The sequence below is a fragment of the Halomonas faecis genome (assembly GCF_010993975.1).
Lineage (GTDB): Bacteria > Pseudomonadota > Gammaproteobacteria > Pseudomonadales > Halomonadaceae > Halomonas > Halomonas faecis.
The window spans coordinates 160,432-183,319 of record NZ_JAACZO010000032.1; the positions used below are offsets into that span (position 1 = coordinate 160,432).

The 22,888-nt window shown below is 66.3% G+C and carries 21 protein-coding genes; 16 read left to right on the top strand and 5 right to left on the bottom strand.

All coding sequences use genetic code 11. The annotated features are described in order from the left end of the window. The first annotated feature begins 23 nt into the window (after positions 1-23). Both efp and epmA read left to right on the top strand, forming a co-directional pair. Positions 24-590: an elongation factor P gene (gene efp / locus GFD32_RS12555; protein ID WP_163576955.1), complete on the top strand. Its 567-nt coding sequence runs from the start codon at positions 24-26 to the stop codon at positions 588-590. 194 nt (positions 591-784) lie between these two features. Next, positions 785-1,759, top strand: a complete 975-nt coding sequence (gene epmA, locus GFD32_RS12560; protein ID WP_163576956.1) for an EF-P lysine aminoacylase EpmA — start codon at positions 785-787, stop codon at positions 1,757-1,759. 93 nt (positions 1,760-1,852) lie between these two features. On the opposite strand, the gene asd is transcribed toward epmA, so the two are convergent. The 3 genes from asd to rsgA form a co-directional block, all read right to left on the bottom strand. Next, positions 1,853-2,737 (bottom strand): archaetidylserine decarboxylase, encoded by an 885-nt coding sequence (gene asd / locus GFD32_RS12565; RefSeq protein ID WP_163576957.1) that lies wholly within the window; start codon positions 2,735-2,737, stop codon positions 1,853-1,855. A 95-nt stretch (positions 2,738-2,832) separates the two neighbouring features. Continuing rightward, entirely contained in the window at positions 2,833-3,663 is an 831-nt protein-coding gene (locus GFD32_RS12570; RefSeq protein ID WP_163576958.1) for a sulfurtransferase, read from the bottom strand. A 31-nt stretch (positions 3,664-3,694) separates the two neighbouring features. Next, complete coding sequence (rsgA, locus tag GFD32_RS12575) at positions 3,695-4,744, bottom strand: small ribosomal subunit biogenesis GTPase RsgA (RefSeq protein WP_163576959.1); 1,050 nt, start codon at positions 4,742-4,744, stop codon at positions 3,695-3,697. Positions 4,745-4,839: 95 nt separating this feature from the next. On the opposite strand from rsgA, the gene orn reads away from it, so the two are divergent. After that, positions 4,840-5,433: an oligoribonuclease gene (gene orn / locus GFD32_RS12580; RefSeq protein WP_163576960.1), complete on the top strand. Its 594-nt coding sequence runs from the start codon at positions 4,840-4,842 to the stop codon at positions 5,431-5,433. A 102-nt stretch (positions 5,434-5,535) separates the two neighbouring features. On the opposite strand, the gene queG is transcribed toward orn, so the two are convergent. After that, the gene (queG, locus tag GFD32_RS12585; protein ID WP_163576961.1) at positions 5,536-6,636 is read right to left on the bottom strand and encodes a tRNA epoxyqueuosine(34) reductase QueG; all 1,101 of its coding nucleotides are present in this window, start codon (positions 6,634-6,636) and stop codon (positions 5,536-5,538) included. 142 nt (positions 6,637-6,778) lie between these two features. On the opposite strand from queG, the gene GFD32_RS12590 reads away from it, so the two are divergent. The 11 genes from GFD32_RS12590 to GFD32_RS12640 all read left to right on the top strand — a co-directional run bounded on the left by GFD32_RS12590 (position 6,779) and on the right by GFD32_RS12640 (position 20,049). Further along, positions 6,779-8,317, top strand: a complete 1,539-nt coding sequence (locus GFD32_RS12590; protein ID WP_163576962.1) for an NAD(P)H-hydrate dehydratase — start codon at positions 6,779-6,781, stop codon at positions 8,315-8,317. 5 nt (positions 8,318-8,322) lie between these two features. Beyond that, the gene (tsaE, locus tag GFD32_RS12595; RefSeq protein WP_163577068.1) at positions 8,323-8,823 is read left to right on the top strand and encodes a tRNA (adenosine(37)-N6)-threonylcarbamoyltransferase complex ATPase subunit type 1 TsaE; all 501 of its coding nucleotides are present in this window, start codon (positions 8,323-8,325) and stop codon (positions 8,821-8,823) included. Further along, a complete protein-coding gene (locus tag GFD32_RS12600; protein WP_163576963.1) occupies positions 8,820-10,298 on the top strand; it encodes an N-acetylmuramoyl-L-alanine amidase in 1,479 nt (492 codons plus the stop codon). Before tsaE ends, GFD32_RS12600 begins: the two co-directional genes overlap by 4 nt. 81 nt (positions 10,299-10,379) lie before the next feature. Then, positions 10,380-12,308, top strand: a complete 1,929-nt coding sequence (gene mutL / locus GFD32_RS12605) for a DNA mismatch repair endonuclease MutL (protein ID WP_163576964.1) — start codon at positions 10,380-10,382, stop codon at positions 12,306-12,308. A 155-nt stretch (positions 12,309-12,463) separates the two neighbouring features. Then, entirely contained in the window at positions 12,464-13,402 is a 939-nt protein-coding gene (miaA, locus tag GFD32_RS12610) for a tRNA (adenosine(37)-N6)-dimethylallyltransferase MiaA (protein ID WP_163576965.1), read from the top strand. An 87-nt stretch (positions 13,403-13,489) separates the two neighbouring features. Next, positions 13,490-13,741, top strand: coding sequence for an RNA chaperone Hfq (gene hfq / locus GFD32_RS12615; RefSeq protein ID WP_163576966.1), 252 nt, complete (start codon positions 13,490-13,492; stop codon positions 13,739-13,741). A gap of 9 nt (positions 13,742-13,750) precedes the next feature. Next, the gene (hflX, locus tag GFD32_RS12620; RefSeq protein ID WP_163576967.1) at positions 13,751-15,067 is read left to right on the top strand and encodes a ribosome rescue GTPase HflX; all 1,317 of its coding nucleotides are present in this window, start codon (positions 13,751-13,753) and stop codon (positions 15,065-15,067) included. Positions 15,068-15,192: 125 nt separating this feature from the next. Beyond that, complete coding sequence (gene hflK, locus GFD32_RS12625; protein WP_163576968.1) at positions 15,193-16,407, top strand: FtsH protease activity modulator HflK; 1,215 nt, start codon at positions 15,193-15,195, stop codon at positions 16,405-16,407. After that, positions 16,408-17,292, top strand: a complete 885-nt coding sequence (gene hflC / locus GFD32_RS12630) for a protease modulator HflC (RefSeq protein ID WP_163576969.1) — start codon at positions 16,408-16,410, stop codon at positions 17,290-17,292. Positions 17,293-17,446: 154 nt separating this feature from the next. Beyond that, positions 17,447-18,628 (top strand): ATP phosphoribosyltransferase regulatory subunit, encoded by a 1,182-nt coding sequence (locus GFD32_RS12635; protein WP_163576970.1) that lies wholly within the window; start codon positions 17,447-17,449, stop codon positions 18,626-18,628. Between the two features lie 125 nt (positions 18,629-18,753). Then, the gene (locus tag GFD32_RS12640; RefSeq protein ID WP_163576971.1) at positions 18,754-20,049 is read left to right on the top strand and encodes an adenylosuccinate synthase; all 1,296 of its coding nucleotides are present in this window, start codon (positions 18,754-18,756) and stop codon (positions 20,047-20,049) included. A gap of 121 nt (positions 20,050-20,170) precedes the next feature. Here GFD32_RS12640 and GFD32_RS12645 read toward each other — a convergent pair whose 3' ends face one another. Then, positions 20,171-21,670: a RimK family protein gene (locus tag GFD32_RS12645; RefSeq protein ID WP_163576972.1), complete on the bottom strand. Its 1,500-nt coding sequence runs from the start codon at positions 21,668-21,670 to the stop codon at positions 20,171-20,173. 163 nt (positions 21,671-21,833) lie between these two features. Between GFD32_RS12645 and GFD32_RS12650 the strand changes: the two genes are divergently transcribed. Together GFD32_RS12650 and GFD32_RS12655 are read left to right on the top strand one after the other, a co-directional pair. Further along, positions 21,834-22,310, top strand: a complete 477-nt coding sequence (locus tag GFD32_RS12650; RefSeq protein ID WP_163576973.1) for a GNAT family N-acetyltransferase — start codon at positions 21,834-21,836, stop codon at positions 22,308-22,310. Between the two features lie 53 nt (positions 22,311-22,363). Next, complete coding sequence (locus tag GFD32_RS12655) at positions 22,364-22,849, top strand: YajQ family cyclic di-GMP-binding protein (RefSeq protein ID WP_163576974.1); 486 nt, start codon at positions 22,364-22,366, stop codon at positions 22,847-22,849. Positions 22,850-22,888: the final 39 nt, after the last annotated feature.

Here is a 22,888-nt window from a genome sequence, read left to right on the forward strand (position 1 = left end):
GCGCGCTCGAACATGGAGCGATCATGGCGACGTATTCTACCAACGAATTCAAGGGCGGTCTGAAGGTGATGCTGGACGGCGATCCCTGCACCATTCTCGAGAACGAATTCGTCAAGCCGGGCAAGGGACAGGCCTTCAACCGCGTCAAGCTGCGCAACCTGATGACCGGACGGGTTTGGGAGCGTACTTTCAAATCCGGTGAATCCCTGGAGGCTGCCGATGTGCTGGAGCTGGAGATGGAGTTTCTCTACAGCGACGGCGAGATGTGGTACTTCATGATGACGGATGGCTCCTTCGAGCAGTACCCGGTAGAAAAGAAGGCACTGGGCGATACCGAAAAGTGGCTCAAGGAACAGGTGGCCTACACCGTGACCCTGTGGAACGACAACGTCATCAACGTCACGCCGCCCAACTTCATCGAACTGGAAGTCACCGAGACCGACCCGGGCGTCAAGGGCGACACCGCCCAGGGCGGTTCCAAGCCGGCGGCCCTCTCCTCCGGCGCCGTGGTGCGCGTGCCGCTGTTCATCAACGAGGGCGAGTTGTTGAAGATCGATACGCGGACCGGCGAGTACGTCTCCCGCGCCTGAGCCGGGCTTCGCCCGGGGCTAGAGCTTGAAGCTGGAAGAGCGGCGCTTCGCGCCTGGAAGCTGGAAGGAAAACCAGGTCGGTGGCAGCTTCTTGGCTTACGGCTTACGGCTTACGGCTTACGGCTTACGGCTTACGGCTCTAAAGGCCACGCTGCACTCTGGCGTGGCCTTCGTCTTTGCTGGAGGAATTCTCGATGCCTACCGACTGGCGCCCCACCGCATCCATCGAGACCCTGCGCGCACGGGCGCGGCTGCTGGCCGAGGTGCGCGCCTTTTTTGCCGAGCGCGACGTGCTGGAGGTGGAGACGCCGGTGCTGGGCCACGCTGGCAGCACCGACCTCCACCTGGCGTCGCTCTCCTGCCAGGCGACCACCCCGGCGGGGCGAGAACGCCTGTGGCTGCAGACCTCGCCGGAATTCCATATGAAGCGCCTGCTCGCCGCGGGCAGCGGGCCCATCTTCCAACTGGCGAAGAGCTTTCGCGACGGCGAGGTGGGCCGTCGCCACAACCTCGAGTTCACCATGCTCGAGTGGTACCGCCCCGGCTTTGCCCTGGATGCGCTGATCGAGGAGACGGCGGCGTTGACTTGCCGCGTGCTCGGCCGCGAACCAGGGCCGCTGCGGCCTCGCCGCTATCGCGAGCTGTTCCGGGAGTCGCTGGGCCTCGACCCCTTTGTCGCCGAGCTGGCCGAGTTGCGACGGCTGGCCGGCGAGCGTGGCGGACTGGACATGGGCGATGCGCCCCGCGACGACTGCCTCGACCTGCTGATGAGCCTGGTCATCGAGCCGACGCTCGGCCGCGGTGGCCTCGACGTGGTGGTGGATTATCCGGCCAGCCAGGCAGCCCTGGCGCGGCGCCATCGCGACCCTGAGGACGGTGCCTGGCTAGCCTCGCGCTTCGAACTCTACTGCGAAGGGCTGGAGCTCGCCAACGGCTACGACGAGCTCACCGACGCCGCCGAGCAGGCCGAGCGTTTCGCCGCCGACAACGCCGCCCGCCGTGCGGCGGGGCTGCCGGAAGTGGATGTCGATACTCGGCTGCTGGCGGCCCTGGCGCACGGCATGCCGGCAGGCAGCGGGGTGGCGCTGGGCCTCGACAGGCTGATCCAGCTGGCGCTGGGCAAGGCGAGCGTGGCGGAGGTGATGGCCTTTGCCACACCGCACTGCTAGCGATGCATCGCTAGCGGTATACCATCCTCACCGCTCGGAGGCGATCCGTCGACGGGCCTACGAGGGAGTGCCATACCCTCTTCCCGGGGGCTGCTACCTAGACCATTCCCCCTCTGTGGCCTGTCCCCGGCGTTCCTCGCAAAGCGTTGCAAAGTGCCCCAGCGTCTGCCCCATGCTGACCATGCCACCGGGTGGCGTATCGGCGAAATCCACCGGCTCGGCGAAGCCCACCACCACGGTGGAGCCGAGCTTGAAGCGACCCATCTCCGCCCCCCTTTCCAGGTGGATCGGCCGGTCGAAACGCGTGCGCTGGACCTGACCCGACAGCGGCGTGACCTGGCCGGCCCACACCGTCTCAATGGCGGCGACGATCATCGCCCCCACCAGCACCATGACCATGGGCCCGTGCTCGGTGTCGAAGTGGCACACCAGGCGCTCGTTGCGGGCGAAGAGGTTGGGGACATGGGCCGTAGTAGCAGCATTGACCGAAAAGAGTCGCCCCGGCACGTAGACCATCTCGGTGAGGGTGCCGGCGAGCGGCATGTGCACCCGGTGGTAGTCACGGGGCGACAGGTAGACGGTGGCGAAGCTGCCGCCGAGGTAGCGGCGCGCCGCCACGGTGTCACCGCCCAGCAGGTCGGCCAGGGCAAAGCGGTGCCCCTTGGCCTGCAGCAATAGCCCTGCCTCGATGGGCCCGAACTGCGAAAGGGTGCCGTCGGCGGGGCACAGTACGCCGTCGCCCAGCGGGCGGGCATCCGCGGTGAGTGCCCGGGTGAAAAAAGCATTGAAGGTGGGGTAGGCGGTGGGCTCGGACTCCAGCGCCTGGCTCATGTCCACCTTGAATCGCTTGATGAAGGCGTGAATCAAGGCATTCTTGAGCCACGGCAGGCGGCATTCGGCCAGCCACCCCACCAGCCGCGACAGGAGGTGGTGGGGCAGGGGATACTGGATCAGGGAGAAGAGTCGAGATAGCAACAAGGGGGATACTCTGGCAACGGGCGACGAACTAGACCGCTATCTTACTACCAATAGCTCGATGCTCGTAGCCCGCAGCTCGGAGCAGCGCGAAGCGCTCAGCGCTCCACGGGGGTGTCGTCGCGGTTGCCCCACTCCTGCCAGGAGCCGCCGTAGCCGCGCATCCGGGTGAAGCCCAGCGCTCGCCCCACCAGCCAGGTGAAGCCGCTGCGGTGGTGGCTCTGGCAGTGAGTGACGATCTCCATGTCGGGCGTGAGGCCCAGCGCCTCGAGCTCGGTGATCAGCTCGGCGTAGTCGCGGATGCGCAATCCACGCTCGCGGTCCATGGCCTGCGTCCATTCGAAGTTCACCGCGCCTGGCACATGTCCGAGGCGGCGGTTGTTGCCGCGCTGGCCATCATACTCCTCGCGCGAGCGGGCATCCCAGATCGCCATTCCCGGCTCGCCCAGGCGATCCTGAAGCTCCGCTCGGTCGATGCGCACCTCGGGGTGCAAGAATTCTGCCTGGTAGTCGCTGGGGGTGGGGGTGCGGCCTTCCCGGGATACCGGCTGGCCGCTATCCCGCCAGGCATGAATGCCGCCGTTGAGGTAGGAGTAGCGGGTATGGCCGATCAGCTCCAGGGTCCATAGCAGACGTCCTGCCCAGCCGCCGCCCTCGTCGTCATAGGCCACCACGTGGGTATCGCGGGTCAGGCCCAGCTCGCTGAACAGCCGAGACAACGCCTCGGCGGAAGGGGCGTCGGTGGGAGCCTCGCCCTCGCCACGCAGCAGCCGACGGTGGTCGAGGAAGACGGCGCCCGGCACGTGGCCCTCGGCATGACTCTCGGGACGGAGCGGCACGTCGACGATCAACAGCGACGGGGCATCCAGATGCTCGGCGAGCTGCTCGGGCTCGACGATCAGCGGCAATAGATTGTCTTCGGAACTCATGGCGATCTCCTGATCTCGGATCCTGTTGAGTCTAGGATTCATTCAGGCTATCGACGATGCGACGATAGCTGGCGAAACGCTCGGGGTGGATCTCGCCCCGCTCCACGGCCTCGCGCAGGGCACAGCCGGGCTCCTGGCGGTGACGGCAGTCGCGGAAGCGGCAGTGCCCCAGGTGTGTGCGGAACTCGATGAAGCCTTCGGCGACTTGACGCTCGTCGAGATGACCCAGGCCGAATTCGCGGATGCCGGGAGAGTCGATCAGTTCACCGCTGCCGATCTCGGCGGCGCCGCGGTGCTGGAAAGCGTAGAGCCGCGCGGTGGTGGTCGTGTGGGTGCCTTTGCGGGTGTCCTTCGAGAGCGCGCCGATGCGCAAGGCTTCACCCGGCAACAAACGGTCGATGAGCGAGGACTTGCCCACCCCGCTCTGGCCCACGAACACCGACGTGCGTCCGGCGAGCTGGGCGCACAGGTCATCGAGCCCCGTGTCGCGAGCGGTGGTCGTGGCAATCTCCGGGTAGCCGAGAGCCGCGTAACGCTCGAGCAGTTCTCGCAGCTCGCCGCCCTTCTCGGGGAGCAGATCGATCTTGTTGAGCACCAGTACCGGGGCGATGCCGGTGGCCTCGGCCGCCACCAGGTAGCGGTCGATCAGGTTGGCGTGGGGGGCGGGCTCCACGGCGAAGACGATCAGGATCTGGTCGATGTTGGCGGCCACCGGCTTGAGCTGGCCGTAAGCGTCCGGACGCTCGAGCACGTTGTCGCGCTCGCCGCGCGCCACTACCACACCATCGACGATCTGGCCGTCGGCATCGCAGGCGGCGCGCCACACGACGCGATCGCCGGTGACCAAACCGTCGAGGTTGGCGCGCTGGTGACAGCGTATCGGCGTGTCGCTTTCGTCGGGGCGTACTTCGATGGTGCGACCGAAGTGGGCGATCACCCGACCCGACCGCTCGGCGCTCAGCTCTCCGGCTGCGAGAGCAGTGTCCTCTCGGGCACTGCGCTTGGCGGCTCTGGCGGCGCGTTCGGCCTGGATCTTGTCGATGCGCCAGCGCTGCTGGCGACTCAGCTTGCGTTTGCTCATGGGCCCCTGAAGATCGGTACAATGGCAGCATTGTACTCACCCATTGCGTGCGCTGTCGCCAGCCTGGCGACGCGACGCCCTGCAAGGAAGTGGCCATGGCCAAGACGAGCAACGAGCCGGACCCGCGCAAGCAGCGCCTGGTATGGATCGACCTGGAAATGACCGGACTCGACCCCGAACGCGAACGCATCATCGAGGTGGCGACGCTGATTACCGACGACGACCTCAATCTGGTCGCCGAGGGGCCGATCATCGCCGTTCACCAGCCCGACACGCTGCTCGAGTCGATGGACGAATGGTGTACCAAGACCCACGGAGCGTCGGGGCTGACCGAGCGCGTGCGGCACAGTCGCGTGACCACCGCCGAGGCCGAGCGTGAGACGTTGGCCTTTCTGCACCGGTACGTGGAGCCCGGCACTTCCCCCATGTGCGGCAACAGCGTGCATCAGGACCGTCGCTTTCTGGAGCGCGAGATGCCCGAGCTGCTGGCCTTCTTCCACTACCGCAACCTGGATGTCTCGACCCTCAAGGAGTTGGCCAAACGCTGGAATCCCGGCGCCACGGCGGGCTTCGAGAAGCGCAATGTGCATTTGGCCATGGACGACATCAAGGAGTCCGTTGCCGAGCTGGCCCACTACCGCCGGACGTTTCTGCGCCTGGAGGAGGACGACAGCGACGAGGAGGAATGAGCCCGGACTTCGTCCGGAGCGGGAAGGACGCCCGCTTCGCGGGCTCAAGCTAGAAGCTGGAAGAGAACCCCAAGGATGAGACTGAGTGGTAGCTTCCAGCTTCTAGCTTCTAGCTATGGTGTTCTGGCGCTTCTCCCGCTGACGCGCCAGCGCCCAGCGTACGTGTTCGCGGACCAGGTCCGAGGGGTAGGCAAGGCGCGCGTACAGGGCAGCTTCGACGGCCTCGCTCCAGGGCGCGTTGCCGAGCCCCACTGCAAGGTTGCGCAGCCAACGCGTATAGCCGATGCGCCGTATCGGGCTACCGGCGGTCTTTTCCAGGAATTCCTCCTCACCCCAGGCGAACAGCGACAGCAGACTCGCTCGGTCCAGGGCATGCCGTGGGGCGAAGTCATCCTCTGCGGTGGCTTGGGCAAAGCGGGTGAAGGGGCACACCAACTGGCAGTCGTCGCAGCCGAAAACCCGATTGCCCATGGCTTCGCGATAGTGCTCGGGAATGGCCCCGTGCAGTTCGATGGTGAGGTAGGAGATGCAGGCTCGGGCATCGACCACGCGATCGTCGACGATGGCCTCGGTAGGGCAGGCGGTCCGGCAGGCATTGCAGCTGCCGCAATGGTCGCCTTCGAAGGGCGGGTCCACGGGCAGCGGCAGGTCGACGTAGAGTTCACCGAGAAAGAACAGCGAGCCGGCCCGCGGGTTGAGCAGCATGGCGTTCTTGCCCACCCAGCCGAGCCCGGCCTTGCGCCCGAGCGCCCGCTCCATCACCGGGGCGGAATCGACGAAGGCGCGATGGCCGAAAGGGCCGACCTTGCCCTCGATCCACTGCGCCAGCGTCGCCAGGCGCTTGCGCATCAGCTTGTGGTAATCGCGCCCCACGGCATAGCGTGACACGTAGGCCGTTTGCGGTTGGCCCAGCACCTTGGCGCTCTCCACCTCGGCGGGCAGATAGTCCAGACGTACGCTGATCACGCGCAGGGTGCCCGGCACCAGCTCCGCGGGGCGAGTGCGCTTAGTGCCGTGCTTGGCCATGAAGCCCATCTCGCCCTGGTAACCGGCGTCGAGCCAGCGCGCCAGGCGGCGTTCGTCCTCGGCGAGGTCGATGTCGGTGATCCCCACCTGCTGGAAGCCGAGCTCGCGCCCCCATTGCTTGATGGTGTCGGCGAGGCTGTGCAGGTCGGTGTCGGGAGCGGATGTCACTCGGCTCATGATCGGGAAAATATCGCGCAAGAGAGGTTGGCGAAGCCGCCAATAAGCGGACACACTTCACAGAAGTAACGAACCGCTGTTTGATAATTGCCGTACAGCGGTGGCGACCATGATACGGCATTGCTGAAAGGGGAGACACCGCATGATCGACCCGCATCCTGCCACGACCTTGCCCAACCTGCGCCCCCTGTACCGCGCCGAGCAGGTACGTGAGCTCGACCGCCGTACCATCGCCGGTGGCATCGATGGCTTCGCGTTGATGCAGCGTGCCGCCGCGGCCGCCTGGCAGCGCCTCCTGGCCCGCTGGCCGGACGTGCGTCGGCTGACGGTGCTGTGTGGCGGTGGCAACAACGGCGGCGACGGCCATGTGCTGGCGGCGCTGGCCGCTGCGGCCGGGGTTCGGGTGCAACGCATCGTGCTCAAGGAACCCGAGGCGCTCCAGGGCGATGCCGCTCGCGCCGCGCAAATGGCCAGCGCTGCCGGGGTGGGGGTCGAGCCTTGGCAGCCCGACATGGCGCTCACCGGCGAGGTGATCGTCGATGCGTTGCTCGGTACCGGGCTTGGCGGTGAGGTACGTGGCGCCATGCGCGAGGCCATCGCGGCGATCAACGCCTGCGACCGGCCGGTGCTGGCCATCGACATCCCATCGGGGTTGGCCGCCGACAGCGGCGCCGAGCTGGGCATCGCCGTGCGTGCCGCATGCACCGTGACCTTCATCGGCGACAAGCTGGGCCTGCACACGGGTCGTGCGCCGTCGCTCACCGGCGAGGTGGACTTCCAGCCCCTGGGCGTCGATGCATCGTCCCAGCGGGATCTGTTGCCGGCGGCCCAACTGCTCGATGTCGCGCTGATTCCGCCGCTGCTGCCGCCGCGTGACCGTGATGCTCACAAGGGTGGCATGGGCCATGTCCTGGTGGTGGGCGGTGCGCCCGGTTTTGGCGGGGCGGCACTGTTGGCCAGCGAGACGGCGGGACGACTCGGCGCCGGCAAGGTAAGCCTCGCCACGGCGCCGGAGCATGTCACGGCGAGCCTGGTACGCCGCCCCGAGGTGATGGTGCACGCCATGCGCGGCGCTACCGACCTGGGCGAGCTGCCTGTGGCGGCGGACGTAGTGGTGGTGGGGCCGGGGTTGGGGCAGGGCGCCTGGGGCCAGGGCATGCTGCAGGCGGCGCTGGCTGCCCGGCGTCCGCTGGTAGTCGATGCCGACGGTCTCAACCTGCTGGCTTCGCGCTGGCCGGACGAGCGGCGCGACGACTGGGTGCTCACCCCGCACCCCGGTGAAGCCGCCCGGCTGCTGGGCGTTAGCCCCGCCGAGGTGGAGGCTGACCGACCTGCCGCTGCCATGGAGCTGCAGCGCTGTCGCGGCGGCGTGGTGGTGCTCAAGGGGGCCGGCAGCCTGGTGGCCACCGCCGAGGGGCTCGCCGTGTGTCCTTACGGCAACCCCGGCATGGCCTCCGGCGGCATGGGCGATGCACTTTCCGGAATGCTCGGTGCGCTGATCGCTCAGGGGTTGGCGCCAGCGCTCGCCGCCTGGGCCGGGGTCGTGGTGCATGCGCGGGCGGCCGACGAAGCGGCGGGAGAGTCGGGCGAGCGTGGCCTGCTGGCGGGCGATCTGGCATCCTATGCGCGACAACTGGTCAACCCCGATGCCCCTTCCTGGGGCATGGTGCAGGACAGGTAGCGATGATGCGCGTGCGACTCGATGATGAAGAGCGCCAGGTCGCCTTCGGCGAATGCTTGGGGCGAGCCCTGGGCGGGCGTGGCCGCGTGTATCTGGCCGGCGAGCTGGGGGCCGGCAAAACCACGCTGGCTCGCGGCGTGCTGCGCGCCTACGGCCATTGCGGGCCGGTGAAGAGCCCGACTTATACGCTGGTCGAGCCCTATGAGCTGAACGGTCGGCGTCTCTTTCATTTCGACCTCTACCGGCTGGGCGATCCCGAGGAGCTGGAGTTCATCGGAGGACGCGACCTGTTCGGCGAGGAGGCGCTGATTCTCGTCGAATGGCCGAGTCGCGGAGCTGGCTGGCTTCCGGAGCCCGACCTGGAGGTCGACCTGCAGGTGACCGTGCCGGGGCGCGAAGCGCTTCTTGTCGCTCACACTGCACTGGGTCGCGAAGCCCTGGCCCGGATTGCGGAAATGCCTTCATTGACCGTTATCCCCCCTGCTGAGGAGCGTGACGCGACATGAGCGGATCACGGCGTCTGTGTCGCTGGTGTAACCTCCCGAAGCGATGGCTCAGCGCGTGGCTGACGTCGTGCCTCGTGCTGTTCGCGCTGCCGGTTGGCGCCGCCGAGGTGGATAACGTGCGCCTATGGGCGGCTCCCGACCACGCACGACTGGTCTTCGATCTTTCCACTGCCGCGGATGCCAATGTCTTTCTGCTCGACGATCCGAGACGTCTGGTGATCGACCTGGAACAGAGTGGCCTCAATACCGATCTGGCGCGCCTCGATCTCGAGGGCAGCGCCATCAGCGAGGTACGCAGCGGCATCCGTGATGGAACCGGCCTGCGTGTGGTGCTGGAGCTCGCCCGCGACGTCGAGCCGCGTCATTTCTCGCTGCCCCCCAACGATCAGTACGGCCATCGGCTGGTGGTGGACATGGAGTATCCCGGCGAGAGCGCGGTGGAGAACCCCATCGACCCCATCGAGGCGATGATCCGCGAACAGGAGATCGCTGCCGAACGCGCGCATCGTGAAGGTACGGGCGAAGCGACCTCGTCGGTCGAGTCCGCCGATACCGTGACGCAGCCGGCCAAGCCGCATCCCAAGCGCGATATCATCATTGCCATCGATGCCGGTCACGGTGGAGAGGACCCCGGCGCCATCGGCCCCAGCGGTACGCGCGAGAAGGATGTCGTTCTGGAGATCGCGCGGCGCCTGCAACGGCAGGTCGATGGTGCTGACGGCTTCCGCGCGGTGATGATCCGTGACGGTGATTACTACATCGGGCTGCGCCAGCGAACGCGCATTGCTCGCGAGCAGAAGGCGGACTTCTTCGTCTCGATTCACGCCGATGCCTTCAACAGTCCGCGTCCCAACGGCAGTTCCGTCTATGCGCTGTCTCAGCGCGGGGCCACCTCGGAGACCGCTCAGTGGCTGGCCGAGAGCGAGAATCAGGCCGACCTGATCGGCGGCGTGGATGGCAGCCTGTCGCTGAAGGACAAGGATGAAGTGCTTCGCGGGGTGTTGCTCGATCTGACCATGACCGCGACGCTCAACGATTCGTTGTCGATCGGTGGCCAGGTGTTGGACCGACTCGGGCGCGTCAACCGCTTGCACAAGTCGCAGGTCGAGCAGGCCGGTTTCATGGTTCTCAAGTCGCCGGACATTCCCTCGCTGCTGGTCGAGACGGGCTTCATCTCCAACCCCGACGAGGAACGCCGCCTGCGCGACGGGGCTTACCAGCAAAGGCTCGCCGAAGCCCTGTTCAGCGGGCTGCGCGAACACTTTCAGCGCAACCCACCGCCGGCCAGCCTACTGGCCTGGCAGCGCGACAACCAGCGCAGCACTGCCGGCAACCAGTATCGGATCCAGCCGGGTGATACCCTGTCCGAGATCGCGGCCCGACATCAGGTGCCCGTCGCCCAGCTCAAGCAGGCCAACGAGCTCAACGGTGACGTGATCCGCGTCGGGCAGGTGTTGCGGATCCCCCGTTCCTGAGCGCCGGGCCACGAGCTTCGGGCTGCGAGCGGAAGCCCGCGGCCCGAGGCGCCCAGCTCGCCGCCGGTCTTGAGGAGTGATATGTCAGAACAGCGTCGCATCCGGGTTCTCGACCCGCGACTCGCCAACCAGATCGCCGCCGGTGAGGTGGTGGAGCGCCCCGCGTCGGTGGTCAAGGAGCTCGTCGAGAATGCCATCGACGCCGGCAGCCGCCGCATCGAGGTCGATCTGGAGGCGGGCGGTGCGCGGCTGATTCGCGTGCGCGACGATGGCAGCGGCATCGAGGAAGCCGACCTGCCGCTGGCGCTGTCGCGGCATGCCACCAGCAAGATCGCTTCCCTCGAAGAGCTGGAGGGCTTGCCCAGTCTCGGGTTTCGGGGGGAAGCGCTGGCCTCCATCAGTTCGGTATCGCGCCTGGAACTTGCCTCCAACATCGACGACGATCCGACTGCCGGCTGGCGGGTGGTTGCCGAGGGACGCCAGATGGAACCGCGGGTGTCTCCGGCACCGCACCCTCGTGGCACCTCGGTGACGGTGCGCGATCTGTTCTTCAATACGCCGGCGCGGCGCAAGTTCCTGCGTACGGAGAAGACCGAGTATGGGCATGTGGAAGAAGCCTTTCGGCGCCTGGCGCTGTCTCGCTTCGACGTGGCCTGGACGCTGCGTCATAACCAGAAGACCGTGCATCAGCTACCGGCCGCCGACGATCCGGCGGGGCACGAGCGGCGTGTGGCCGCGCTGCTGGGCAAGACGTTCCTCGACAATGCTCTGCACCTCGACCTCTCTGCCGGTCATCTGCGTCTGTCGGGGTGGGTGGGCTTGCCGACCCATTCGCGTGCCCAGGCCGACCAGCAGTACTTCTTCGTCAACGGTCGCGTGGTGCGCGACCGGCTGGTGGCGCATGCCATTCGCCAGGCGTATCGCGACGTGCTGTTCCATGGCCGGCATCCCGTGTTCGTGCTCTATCTGGAGCTCGATCCGGCAGTGGTGGACGTCAACGTCCACCCCACCAAGCACGAGGTGCGTTTCCGCGATGGTCGCCTGGTGCACGATTTTCTCTTTTCCAGCCTGCACCGTGCCCTGGCCGAGGCGCGCCCTGGTGAGGGGCAGGGCACCGATGCCCCTGCCGCCGACGGAGCCCCAGCGGCCTCGGCGGCCGACGAGCGCGAGGTTCGCGAGGCCGCCGGTCGCTGGCAGCAGCAGCCCATGGCGTTGCACGAGCGTGAAGAGCGTGCGAGTCCGGACCGCGTTCGCGCCTTCATGGAGGGCTACCGTGCCTTGCATCCCCAGCACGAAGAGACGCTGCTGACGCCGCAGCCAACTTCCCCGGGTGCTGGGGGAACGGCAGCCGACATGGCCACTGCCGAGCGTCAGGACGCACCGGCATCTGCGGCACCCCGGCTCGCCCCGGAAGATGCGACACGTCCGCCGCCACTGGGTTATGCCGTGGCCCAGCTTCATGGTATCTACATTCTCGCCCAGAGCGAGCGGGGCCTGGTGGTGGTCGACATGCACGCCGCCCACGAGCGGATCGTCTACGAACGCATGAAGACCCAGGTGCATCAGGGCACCCTGGAAGCGCAGCCGCTGCTGGTGCCGGTGTCACTGGCGGCGAGTGCCGCCGAGGTGGCTACTGCCGAGGCCGAGCGGGAGGCCTTTGCGCGCTTCGGCGTGGAACTCGATGTGGCCGGGCCGGAGACGCTGCTGGTGCGTCAGGTGCCGGCGCTGCTTGGCAATGCCGACGTGGAAGCGCTGGTGCGCGACATGCTTGGCGATCTAGATCGCTATGGGCGTTCCGACCGGCTCGAAGCGCACGTCAACGAGCTGTTGGCTACCATGGCTTGTCATGGCAGCGTTCGCGCCAACCGCCAGTTGACCCTGGCCGAGATGAATGCCCTGTTGCGTGACATGGAACGTACCGAGCGTAGCGGCCAGTGCAACCATGGCCGGCCCACCTGGACCGAGATGAGCCTGAAGGAGCTGGATCGCCTGTTCCTGCGTGGCCAGTGAACTTCGATGTAATGAACCGTGCCGTTTTGCAAGAGGCGCCGGGGACAGATCGCAGAGGTGGTCCGATTCCGGGGATGGAATCGGTAGCGTCCAGGGAAGGATTCACAGCGCCTCCCCGTAGACCTGTCGCCGGATCAGCCTCTTCAGGAGCCCGCATGCTCGACGAACGTCCCCTCGCCATCCTCCTGATGGGCCCTACCGCCGCCGGCAAGACCGACCTGGCCATCGAGCTCCACGAGCGGCTGGGCGTCGAGCTGATCAGCATGGACTCCGCCATGGTCTATCGCGGCATGGACATCGGCAGCGCCAAGCCGTCGCCGCAGGAACTCGAGCGGGCGCCACACCGTCTGATCGACATCCGCGATCCGGCCGAGCCCTACTCGGCGGCGGAGTTTCGCGCCGATGCCCGGCGCGAGATGACCGCGATCACCGCGGCTGGGCGCATCCCGTTGCTGGTGGGCGGTACCATGATGTATGCCCAACGGCTGCTGGAGGGCGTGGCCAATCTACCGGCTTCCGATCCGGTCGTGCGCGCCGAGTTGCAACGTGAGGCGCAGGAGCACGGGCTGGCGGCTCTGCATGCCGAGCTTCGCCGGGTCGATCCCACCTCGGCGTCGCGCATTCACCACAACGATCCGCAGCGGTTGCTGCGGGCCCTCGAGGTCTACCGCATCAGCGGTCGCACGCTGACTGCGCTGTGGCACGAGCAGCGTCCTGAAACCTTTCCCTGGCGAACGCTGTCGATAGGGGTCGGTCCCTCTGAGCGCCGTGTCTTGCATGCGCGCATTGCCGAACGCTTCGACGCCATGCTGGCAGCCGGGCTGATCGACGAAGTGGCAGCGCTCAAGGGGCGAGGCGATTTGCATGCTGGGCTGCCGTCGATGAAGAGTGTGGGGTATCGTCAAGTCTGGGAGTACCTGGAGGGCGAGGGTGACCTCGCACGCCTGCGACATCGCGGCGTGGTGGCGACGCGGCAGTTGGCCAAGCGGCAACTGACGTGGCTGCGCCGCTGGCCGGGGCTGGAATGGATCGATTCCGATGCCGGCGATGCGCGGCAAAGGCTACTGAAACTCGTGCGCGAATCGGTCGGTTAGCGTAAGATGAGCGCTTCGAGCGGCCGGGTGACCCGCCCCAATAGCACGACTTCCACCCCTCAAAGAAAACCATTAGGGAGAGGCAAAATGTCCAAAGGGCAGTCCCTTCAAGACCCATACCTGAACATTCTGCGCAAGGAGCGCATTCCGGTATCGATTTTTCTGGTCAACGGCATCAAGCTGCAGGGGCAGATCGAATCCTTCGACCAGTTCGTGATCCTGCTGCGTAACACCGTCAGCCAGATGGTGTACAAGCACGCCATTTCCACGGTGGTTCCGTCGCGCAACGTGCGTCTGCCGCCTCAGGATCCCTCTGCCCAGCCGGAAAGCAACGAGTGAGGTCAGTGATTGTTTTTTGAGCGCCCCGACGCCGGCGAGACGGCAGTACTCCTGCATGTGGACTTTCAGGACGAGCGTGAACGTGAAGATCCGGGCGAATTCCTGGAGCTGGTGCGCTCTGCGGGCGCGGAGCCGGCCACGCTGCTGACCGGAAGCCGGCAGCGCCCCGATCCGCGCACCTTCGTCGGCAGTGGCAAGGTCGAGGAGCTGCGCGAGGCGCTGGCCGTGCATGGGGCGGAACTGGTGATCTTCAATCATGCACTGAGCCCGTCGCAGGAGCGCAATCTGGAACGCTCGCTTGCCTGCCGCGTACTCGATCGCACGGGGTTGATCCTCGACATCTTCGCTCAACGGGCACGCACCCATGAGGGCAAGCTGCAGGTCGAGCTGGCCCAGTTGGAGTACATGTCCACGCGCCTGGTGCGCGGCTGGACCCACCTGGAGCGTCAGAAGGGCGGCATCGGCCTGCGCGGGCCGGGCGAGACCCAGCTCGAGACCGACCGCCGGCTGTTGCGTTCGCGCATCAAGGCGATCCACAAGCGCCTCGACAAGGTGCGTAGCCAGCGCAGCGAGAATCGGCGGGCGCGCTCGCGGGCCGAGATTCCCAGCGTTTCGCTGGTGGGCTACACCAATGCCGGCAAGTCAACGCTCTTCAACGCGTTGACCGAGTCGAAGGTCTATGCGGCGGATCAGCTGTTCGCTACCCTCGACCCGACCTTGCGGCGTCTGGAAATCGACGACGTCGGGCCGGTGGTGCTGGCCGATACCGTGGGCTTCATTCGTCACCTGCCTCACAAGCTGGTCGAGGCGTTTCAGGCCACGCTGCAGGAAGCCGCCGAGGCGGCGTTGCTGGTGCACGTGATCGACGCTGCCGACCCGGATCGCGAGCTCAACGTCACGCAGGTGGAAGGTGTGCTCGACGAGATCGGCGCCCTCGAGGTGCCGATGCTCAAGGTGATGAACAAGATCGATCTGCTCGACAGCGCTCCGCGCATCGAGCGCGACGGTGAAGGGCGCCCCGAGGTGGTGTGGCTCTCGGCTCAGCAGGGGCGGGGCATCGACCTGCTTTACCAGGCACTCTCGGAGTGCCTGGCCGATGACGTGATCGACTTTTCGCTCACGCTCGCTCCCGAACAGGGCCGCCTGCGCGCTGGGCTGCACGAGCTCGGGGCGGTTCGCGAGGAACGTTTTGACGAAGCCGGGCACACGCGCCTGGTGATTCGCCTACCGCGCCGCGACTTCTTTCAACTGATGGCGCGGCTCGGCGAGCGCGCCGAGGACTACCTGCCGCGCGAATTGCAGGAGCGTCCGGTGTGGGAATCGTGATCCCGCCGGACGATACGCACAGTACAGAACAGGGCCATGGCGCCTGAGGCGCCGACAGGATGGCAACCGAGGCCGCGCCGACCGTGCGACGGTATCGGCAGACAACGCTAGAGTGGAGACGACGTATGGCTTGGAACGAGCCTGGTGGTGGCAACCAGCATGATCCGTGGAGCGGCGGGGGGCGACGCGGAGGCGGCGGCAACCGCGGCGGCAATCAAGGGCCACCTGACCTCGATGAGGCGCTGAAGAAGTTTCAGGACAAGCTCAACGGCCTGTTGGGCGGCCGTGGCGGCAAGGGCGGCGGCAAAGGTGGCAAGGGCGGCGGTGGTCGTCCTCGCAACGCCTTTACCCTGCCGGGGCTACTGATCGTCATCGCTCTGGCGGTATGGGCGGCTTCCGGATTCTACCTGGTCGACCAGGCCGAACGCGGTGTGGTACTGCGCTTCGGCAAGTTCCAGGAAGTGGTGACGCCGGGCCTGCACTGGAACCCGCCGCTGATCGACGACGTACGCATGGTCAACGTGACCCGCGTGCGTTCGCTGACCCAGACTCAGTCGATGCTCACCCGCGACGAGAACATCGTCGAGGTCGAGATCTCGGCTCAGTATCAGGTGGCGAGCCCACGTGACTTCATGCTCAACGTGCGCAACCCGCAGCTCTCCATCGAGAATGCGCTGGACAGCGCTCTGCGCCACGTGGTGGGCGGAACCGACATGATCGAGATCCTGACCTCGGGACGTGAGATTCTCGGTAGCTCCGTGCGTAGCCGTCTGCAGTCCTACCTGGACAGCTACGGCACCGGCATTCGTCTGCAGACCATCAACATCGAGTCCACCTCGGCGCCCGATCCGGTCATCGATGCCTTCGACGACGTGATTCGCGCCCGCGAGGATCGCCAGCGCACCATCAACGAAGGCATGGCCTACGCCAATGCCATCATTCCCGCGGCGCAAGGTCAGGCGCAGCGCCTGGTCGAGCAGGGCCAGGGGTACCGCGAGTCGGTGGTGGCCGAGGCACAGGGTCAGGCCAACCGCTTCAATGCACTGCTGGCCCAGTACCGCAATGCGCCGGAGATCATGCGCGAACGCCTCTACCTGGATGCCATCGCCGAAGTATTCGGCAAGACACCGAAAGTACTGGTGGACGTCAGCGACGACACGCCGCTCATGTACCTGCCGCTCGACCAGCGGCCGGGGGGCGCGCGCAGCAATGCCGACGCCGAACAGGGCGAAAGCGGCGAGCTCGACCCGCGCGTGCTGGAGCGCATGCGCAACCTCGACTCGCAGAGCGGTCGTCAAAGCAACAGCAACTCCAGTGGGATCCGCAGGGAGGGCCGCTAAATGATCAATAACCGTTCCCTGCTCATCGTCGGTGGCCTTGCCGCTGCAGCATGGCTGGCCAGCAGCAGCCTCTACGTGGTCGACGAGACCGAGCGTGCCGTGAAGCTGCGCTTCGGTGAGGTCATCGAAGAGAACATTCAGCCGGGCCTGCACTTCAAGGTGCCGATCACCCAGACGGTGCGCAAGTTCGACACTCGTGTGCTGACGCTGGACACCGACCCCAGCCGTTATCTGACCCTGGAGCAGAAGGCGGTAATCGTCGACTCCTACGTCAAGTGGCAGGTGGTCAATCCGACGCGCTACTACGAGGCCACTTCGGGCGACGAGATGATGGCCACCCGGCTGATTCAGCCACGGGTCGATGAGAGCCTGCGTAACGAATTCGGTCGCCTCGATCTGCAACAGATCATCGCCGAGCGGCGCGACGATCTCATGACGGGGCCTACCGACGAGCTCGACGACCTGCTGCGCGACGAACTAGGGGTGGCGATCCTCGACATCCGCGTCAAGCGCATCGACCTGCCCGAGGACGTCTCCTCGGCGGTGTACGAGCGGATGCGTTCCGAGCGTGAGCGTGAGGCTCGCGAATGGCGTGCCCAGGGCCAGGAAGAGGCGGAACGCATTCGTGCCAACGCCGACCGGCGCCGTCAGGTGCTGCTGGCCCAGGCCACCGAGCGAGCCGAGACGTTGCGCGGTGAGGGTGACGCCGAAGCCGCGGCGATCTTCTCGGAAGCCTATGGCAAGGACCAGGAGTTCTATCGATTCTGGCGCAGCCTGAACGCCTATCGCGACAGCTTCAGCGGCGACCAGGACATGCTGGTGCTCGATCCGTCGAGCGACTTCTTCCGCTATCTCAAGAGCCCGGAAACGCTCGACGTGGAGTAGTCGCGCTGTCGGGATGCCCCGCCCGCTCATGCCGGGCGGGGTTCATCCCCGGAACAAACGTGGTAGACTCCTGTAACCGGGCGGTAGCCCGGTTTTTTTGTGGGCGTTCCCGGTCGCTCTCCGCCTCGATTCCCTCGTTTTCAGGATGGATGCCATGACCATTGCTGACCGCTGGCTGCTGCCCGACGGCATGGATGAAGTGCTGCCGCCCCAGGCGAGCCGCATGGAGGAGCTGCGTCGGGCGCTGCTCGATCTCTACCACCGCTGGGGTTACGATCAAGTCATGCCGCCGCCGGTGGAGTTTCTCGACTCGCTGTTGACCGGCACCGGCAGCGATCTCGACCTGCAGACCTTCAAACTCACTGATCAGGCCACCGGTCGCTTGATGGGGGTGAGTGCCGACGTCACTCCACAAGTGGCGCGCATGGATGCCCACTCCATGCGGTATCAGGGGCCATCGCGGCTGTGCTATTGCACCAACGTGCTGCGTGCCAAGGCCGATCAGAACCAGGGAGGGCGTAGCCCGGTACAGGTGGGCGTCGAGCTGTTCGGCCATGCCGGCCCCGAGGCGGATCTGGAGATTCTTCGCCTGTCGCTGGCCAGTCTTCAGGCAGCTGGAGCCGATGAACTCCACTTGGCACTGGGCCATGTCGGCATCTACCGCAGCCTGGTCGAGGCCGCGGCGCTGGATGCCGACCAAGAGCGTGCGCTCTACGAGGCGCTGGCGCTCAAGTCACCGGGGGCGCTGGCCAGCGAAGTCGCGGCTAGTGTCCGCGACCCGGGCGTTGCCGGCATGATCGAAAGTCTGGGCACCCTGCACGGTGGTCCCGAGGTGCTGGATGCCGCCCGTGATGCCCTGGCCGGGGCGCCGGCAGCAGTCGGCGAGGCGTTGGCTCGGTTGCGTGCCCTCGCTGCGGGCGTGGCTGTCGAGCACCCTGAGGTGGCCTTGTACGTCGACCTGGGTGAGCTGCGCGGTTACCGCTATCATACCGGCATGATGTTCGCCGCCTTCGTGCCCGGCTATGGCCAGGCACTGGCCAAGGGTGGGCGCTACGATGATACTGGACGCGCCTTCGGCCGGGCCCGGCCGGCGACGGGGTTTTCCATGGATCTCAAGCTGCTGGCCACCCTGGGACAGCACGAGCCGCCCTGCGACGGCATCTGGGCGCCCGCCGAAGGCGAGGGGGTAGCCGAGGCGATCGCCGACTTGCGCCGTGACGGCGAGCGTGTGGTGCAGGCGCTGCCCGGGCAGTCGACGGGGCCTGGCGACCATCGCTGCAGCCGACAGCTAGTGTGGCGCGACGAGCAGTGGCAGGTTGCGGACCTGGAAGAGTGAGCGCGGCGTGAGGCAAGCGGACTGTCCGCCAGCAGGCTGTCGGGCTTGACCGATATCCAATCCGGCCCGCCGGCCGAACCTGGCAGACGCCAGCCGGCGGTGCAGCAACGAGAGACGAGAGAGCAATGGGCAAGAACGTAGTGGTACTGGGCACCCAGTGGGGTGACGAGGGCAAGGGCAAGGTCGTCGACCTGCTCACCGAGTCTGCCGCGGCCGTGGTTCGCTTTCAGGGCGGCCACAATGCCGGGCATACCCTGGTGATCGATGGCGAGAAGACTGTCCTGCACCTGATCCCTTCCGGCATACTGCGTCCCGACAAGACCTGCGTCATCGGCAACGGCGTGGTGCTGTCACCGGAAGCGTTGATCAAGGAGATCCGCGAGCTCGAGGCCAAGGGCGTGCCGGTGCGCGAGCGCTTGCGCCTGTCTCCGGCATGTCCGCTGATCCTGCCCTACCATGTGCGCCTCGACCAGGCTCGTGAGAAGGCGCGCGGCGTGGCCAAGATCGGCACCACCGGGCGTGGCATCGGCCCGGCCTACGAGGACAAGGTGGCGCGTCGCGGCCTGCGCCTGGGAGACATGCTCCATCGCGAGCGGTTCGCTTCCAAACTCGGTGAGGTGCTCGACTACCATAATTTCGTGCTGACCCACTACCATGGCGAGGAGCCGGTCGATTTCCAGCAGGTGCTCGACGGCGCCATGCAGATGGCCGAGGAGCTGCGCCCCATGGTGGCCGATACGGTAGGGTTGGTACATCAGATTCGCCGTGCCAGCGAGAACATCCTCTTCGAAGGGGCCCAGGGCTCGCTGCTCGACATCGACCACGGCACCTATCCCTACGTCACCAGCTCCAACACCACCGCCGGCGGTACCGCCACCGGTTCCGGCGTGGGGCCGCTCTATCTGGACTACGTGCTGGGCATCACCAAGGCCTACACCACTCGCGTCGGTTCCGGACCCTTTCCCACCGAGCTGTTCGACGAGCATGGTCGCCACCTGGCCGAGAAGGGCCACGAGTTCGGTGCCACCACTGGCCGCCCGCGGCGCTGCGGTTGGTTCGATGCAGTGGCTCTGCGCCATGCGGTGCAGATCAACTCGGTTTCCGGCTTGTGCCTGACCAAGCTCGATGTGCTCGACGGACTGGAAAACATCCGTGTCTGCGTGGGTTATCGAAGCAAGGACGGCGAGGTGCTGGACACGCCAGTGGATTCCGAGGGGTACGAAGCCATCGAGCCCCTTTACGAAGACCTTCCCGGCTGGAGCGAATCGACCCTGGGGATCAAGCGCGTCGAGGAGCTGCCGGCCAATGCCCGCTCCTACATCCGTTTCCTCGAGGAGAAGGTGGGCGCCAGCATCGACATCATCTCCACCGGACCGGAGCGCAACGAGACCATCGTGCTGCGTAATCCCTTCGACGGATAGTTCGCCGGAGCTGGAAATGGTGCTGCATCGCCGAAGGCCGGGCTCTTGCCCGGCCTTCGGCGTTTCTTGCGTATCGCCCGCGGAAGGCGGCCGGCAATGCGAGCGATGCAGCCGCTGCCGTTCAACTGACCTGTCGGCGCTGTGCTTCCATGCGTGCCAGAAAGACGCCCATGATGCGGTCAAAGAGGGCGCGGCCCAGTCGGGCATCTTCGATGCCGGCATCCACGTTGGGGTTGTCGTTGACCTCGATGACCACGGCACGCTCACCGCACTGCTTGAGGTCGACGCCGTACAGGCCGCTGCCGATCAGACGGCACGCCTTGAGGGCCGCCTGCAGCACGGCGGGAGGCACTTCGGTGGGATCGTGCGTGGTGAAGCCGCCACTCTTCACCCGTGAGCCGGAGTGATCGTAGATCTGCCAGTGCCCGCGTGCCATGTAATAGCGGCTGGCGAACAGCACCTGGCCGTCGAGTACGCCGATGCGCCAGTCGTACTCGGTGGGCAGCCACTCCTGCAGCAACAGGAGCGCGGAGGCCTCGAAAAGCTTGGCCGCCTCGCGTTCGAGATGCTCGGGGTCGGTGACTTTCACCACGCCGCGCGAGAAGCTGCCGTCGGGCACCTTCAGCACCAGGGGGAAGCTCAGCCCGGCGAGGCGCTCGGCGAGCCGCCCGCGGTCACGGCGCTGCAGCAGGCGGCCTTCCGGGGCGGGGACGCCGCGGGCGCGCAGCAGGGCGTGGAGATAGACCTTGTTAGTACAGCGCAGGATGTCCTGAGGCGCGTCGATCACCACCAGTCCCTCGTGTTCGGCCTGGCGGGCCATTCGGTAGGTGTGGTGGTCGAGTGCGGTGGTCTCGCGGATGAACAGGGCGTCGAACTCGGCCAGACGCCCCGCGTCCCGTTTGGTGATCAGCGAGACGTCGATGCCCAGCCGGCGACCGGCGCGGATGAAGGCGCGCAGCGCACTGCGGTTGCTGGGGGGCAGGGCTTCCTGGGGGTCGACGAGAATCGCCAGGTCGAAACGGTAGCGCCGGCGCGCCTTGGGGGTGCGCCACACCTTGCGCGAATGGCGATTGAGGGCCGTGGCGAAGAGATCCTGCTCGGCAGCGGCCAGATCGCGCAGGCGCAGCGGCTTCAAGCGGGCCAGGCGCCATTCGCGTTGTCGCTTGACCAGGCGGGCCTCCAGCAACGGACAGGGCAGCCGCTCGAAGAGACGCCGTGCGAGCTTGGCCAGGCCCGGCTCGAGGCTCTCGCCGAACAGTACCCGCAGCACCAGGGACTCGCCGGCCAGCTGCTCCTTGCGTGCCAGGTCGGCGAGCAGCGGCGCGAGGCTCGCCAGCTCGAGGTCGATGAGCGCCTTGCGTGACAGAGCGTTGAGCGTCTCCACCGTGGGCAGCACGCGCTGGCTGCGCGCCTGGGCGAGCAGCGACACGTAGTAGCCGTTGCCCAGGTAGTCCAGGTCGCTGCACAGGTTGATGACGTGGGTGGCGCGCTCCGCCTCGCCGCTGCCCGCCCGGTGGCGACGGTCGATGGCGAGGAAGTCGTCGGCGCTGATCAGGTCTTCGGTGGTGTAATAGGGGCGCCAGTCATCCAGGCGGTCGACGACGATACGCAGTGGGCACATGGGCGGAGTTCCGGCGAGTGGAGAAGAGTCGTGCCCGCCAAGCATGCCCTTGAGGGGGGCGGTGGACAAGTCGGGCCTCAGCTGAAAAAAATTCATCGAGTCAGGCGCTGACAGGCGCGCCAGGCGTGGTGACAATCCGCTACATAGACCCGGGAGTGTCGCCATGAACATCACCCTGCGCCAGGGACGGGCCGAGGACCTGGATGCCATCGTTCACCTGGAGCAGATCGCCTTCGCCGATGACCGCTTCAGTCGCCGCCAGCTTTGGCACCTGCTCAACCGGGGTCATGCCCAGACTCTGGTGGCAGAGGACGAGCAAGGCGCGCTGCTGGGCTATGGCATGCTGCTGTTTCGGCGAGGCAGCGTGCGGGCACGCCTCTATTCGTTCTGCGTGCATCCCGATGCTCGCGGCGCCGGCATTGGTCGTCGCCTGCTGGAGGCGCTGGAACGAGAGGCGCGCGAGCGGGGGGCGGAGTCTCTGAGCCTGGAGGTGCGTGCCGACAACCGGGTCGCGCTGGGGCTATACCGGCGCATGGGCTTTCGCCTGCGTCGCTGGCTGGCCGATTACTACGCCGATGGCTGTGACGGCTGGCAAATGGAGAAAGCGCTGGCCGCGCCGTGTTGCCAACGAGTGGTGTAGACTGCCGCCTTGCGACCTTTCGTTTCCGTTTTCATGCAGCGCAGGATGCCAATATGCCCTCCTTCGATATCGTTTCCGAATTCGACAAGCACGAAGCCAGCAATGCGGTGGATCAGGCCAACCGCGAAATCCAGGGGCGGTTCGATTTCCGCGGTGTCACCGCCAGCTTTGCGCTCGACGGGGAAACGGTGACGCTGGAAGCCGAAGTCGACTTCCAGCTCAAGCAGATGCTCGACGTGCTGCGCAACCGACTCATCGCACGCGGCATCGATCCTCGCTGCATGGACGTGAAGGAGCCGGAGCTTTCGGGAGTGCGTGCCCGCCAATCCGTTCATCTCAAGCAGGGGCTCGAGGCCCAGGAGGCCAAGGACCTCGTCAAGCGCATCAAGGCCAGCAAGCTCAAGGTGCAGGCACAGATCCAGGGCGACCAGGTGCGAGTGACGGGCAAGAAGCGCGACGATCTGCAGAGCGTCATGGCGCTGCTCAGAGCCGAAGACGGCCCCGACCTTCCTTTGCAGTTCAATAACTTCCGTGACTGATGCGCAAAAGCCTCTGGATTTTGTTGATCCAAATCAGGA

Excerpts from the sequence above, each read along its gene's own strand:
- efp (WP_163576955.1), top strand. The coding sequence starts at position 24 with ATGGCGACGTATTCTACCAACGAATTCAAGGGCGGTCTGAAGGTGATG.
- epmA (WP_163576956.1), top strand. The coding sequence starts at position 785 with ATGCCTACCGACTGGCGCCCCACCGCATCCATCGAGACCCTGCGCGCA.
- GFD32_RS12570 (WP_163576958.1), bottom strand. The coding sequence starts at position 3,663 with ATGAGTTCCGAAGACAATCTATTGCCGCTGATCGTCGAGCCCGAGCAG.
- rsgA (WP_163576959.1), bottom strand. The coding sequence starts at position 4,744 with ATGAGCAAACGCAAGCTGAGTCGCCAGCAGCGCTGGCGCATCGACAAG.
- orn (WP_163576960.1), top strand. The coding sequence starts at position 4,840 with ATGGCCAAGACGAGCAACGAGCCGGACCCGCGCAAGCAGCGCCTGGTA.
- queG (WP_163576961.1), bottom strand. The coding sequence starts at position 6,636 with ATGAGCCGAGTGACATCCGCTCCCGACACCGACCTGCACAGCCTCGCC.
- GFD32_RS12590 (WP_163576962.1), top strand. The coding sequence starts at position 6,779 with ATGATCGACCCGCATCCTGCCACGACCTTGCCCAACCTGCGCCCCCTG.
- tsaE (WP_163577068.1), top strand. The coding sequence starts at position 8,323 with ATGCGCGTGCGACTCGATGATGAAGAGCGCCAGGTCGCCTTCGGCGAA.
- GFD32_RS12600 (WP_163576963.1), top strand. The coding sequence starts at position 8,820 with ATGAGCGGATCACGGCGTCTGTGTCGCTGGTGTAACCTCCCGAAGCGA.
- mutL (WP_163576964.1), top strand. The coding sequence starts at position 10,380 with ATGTCAGAACAGCGTCGCATCCGGGTTCTCGACCCGCGACTCGCCAAC.
- miaA (WP_163576965.1), top strand. The coding sequence starts at position 12,464 with ATGCTCGACGAACGTCCCCTCGCCATCCTCCTGATGGGCCCTACCGCC.
- hfq (WP_163576966.1), top strand. The coding sequence starts at position 13,490 with ATGTCCAAAGGGCAGTCCCTTCAAGACCCATACCTGAACATTCTGCGC.
- hflK (WP_163576968.1), top strand. The coding sequence starts at position 15,193 with ATGGCTTGGAACGAGCCTGGTGGTGGCAACCAGCATGATCCGTGGAGC.
- hflC (WP_163576969.1), top strand. The coding sequence starts at position 16,408 with ATGATCAATAACCGTTCCCTGCTCATCGTCGGTGGCCTTGCCGCTGCA.
- GFD32_RS12635 (WP_163576970.1), top strand. The coding sequence starts at position 17,447 with ATGACCATTGCTGACCGCTGGCTGCTGCCCGACGGCATGGATGAAGTG.
- GFD32_RS12640 (WP_163576971.1), top strand. The coding sequence starts at position 18,754 with ATGGGCAAGAACGTAGTGGTACTGGGCACCCAGTGGGGTGACGAGGGC.
- GFD32_RS12645 (WP_163576972.1), bottom strand. The coding sequence starts at position 21,670 with ATGTGCCCACTGCGTATCGTCGTCGACCGCCTGGATGACTGGCGCCCC.
- GFD32_RS12650 (WP_163576973.1), top strand. The coding sequence starts at position 21,834 with ATGAACATCACCCTGCGCCAGGGACGGGCCGAGGACCTGGATGCCATC.
- GFD32_RS12655 (WP_163576974.1), top strand. The coding sequence starts at position 22,364 with ATGCCCTCCTTCGATATCGTTTCCGAATTCGACAAGCACGAAGCCAGC.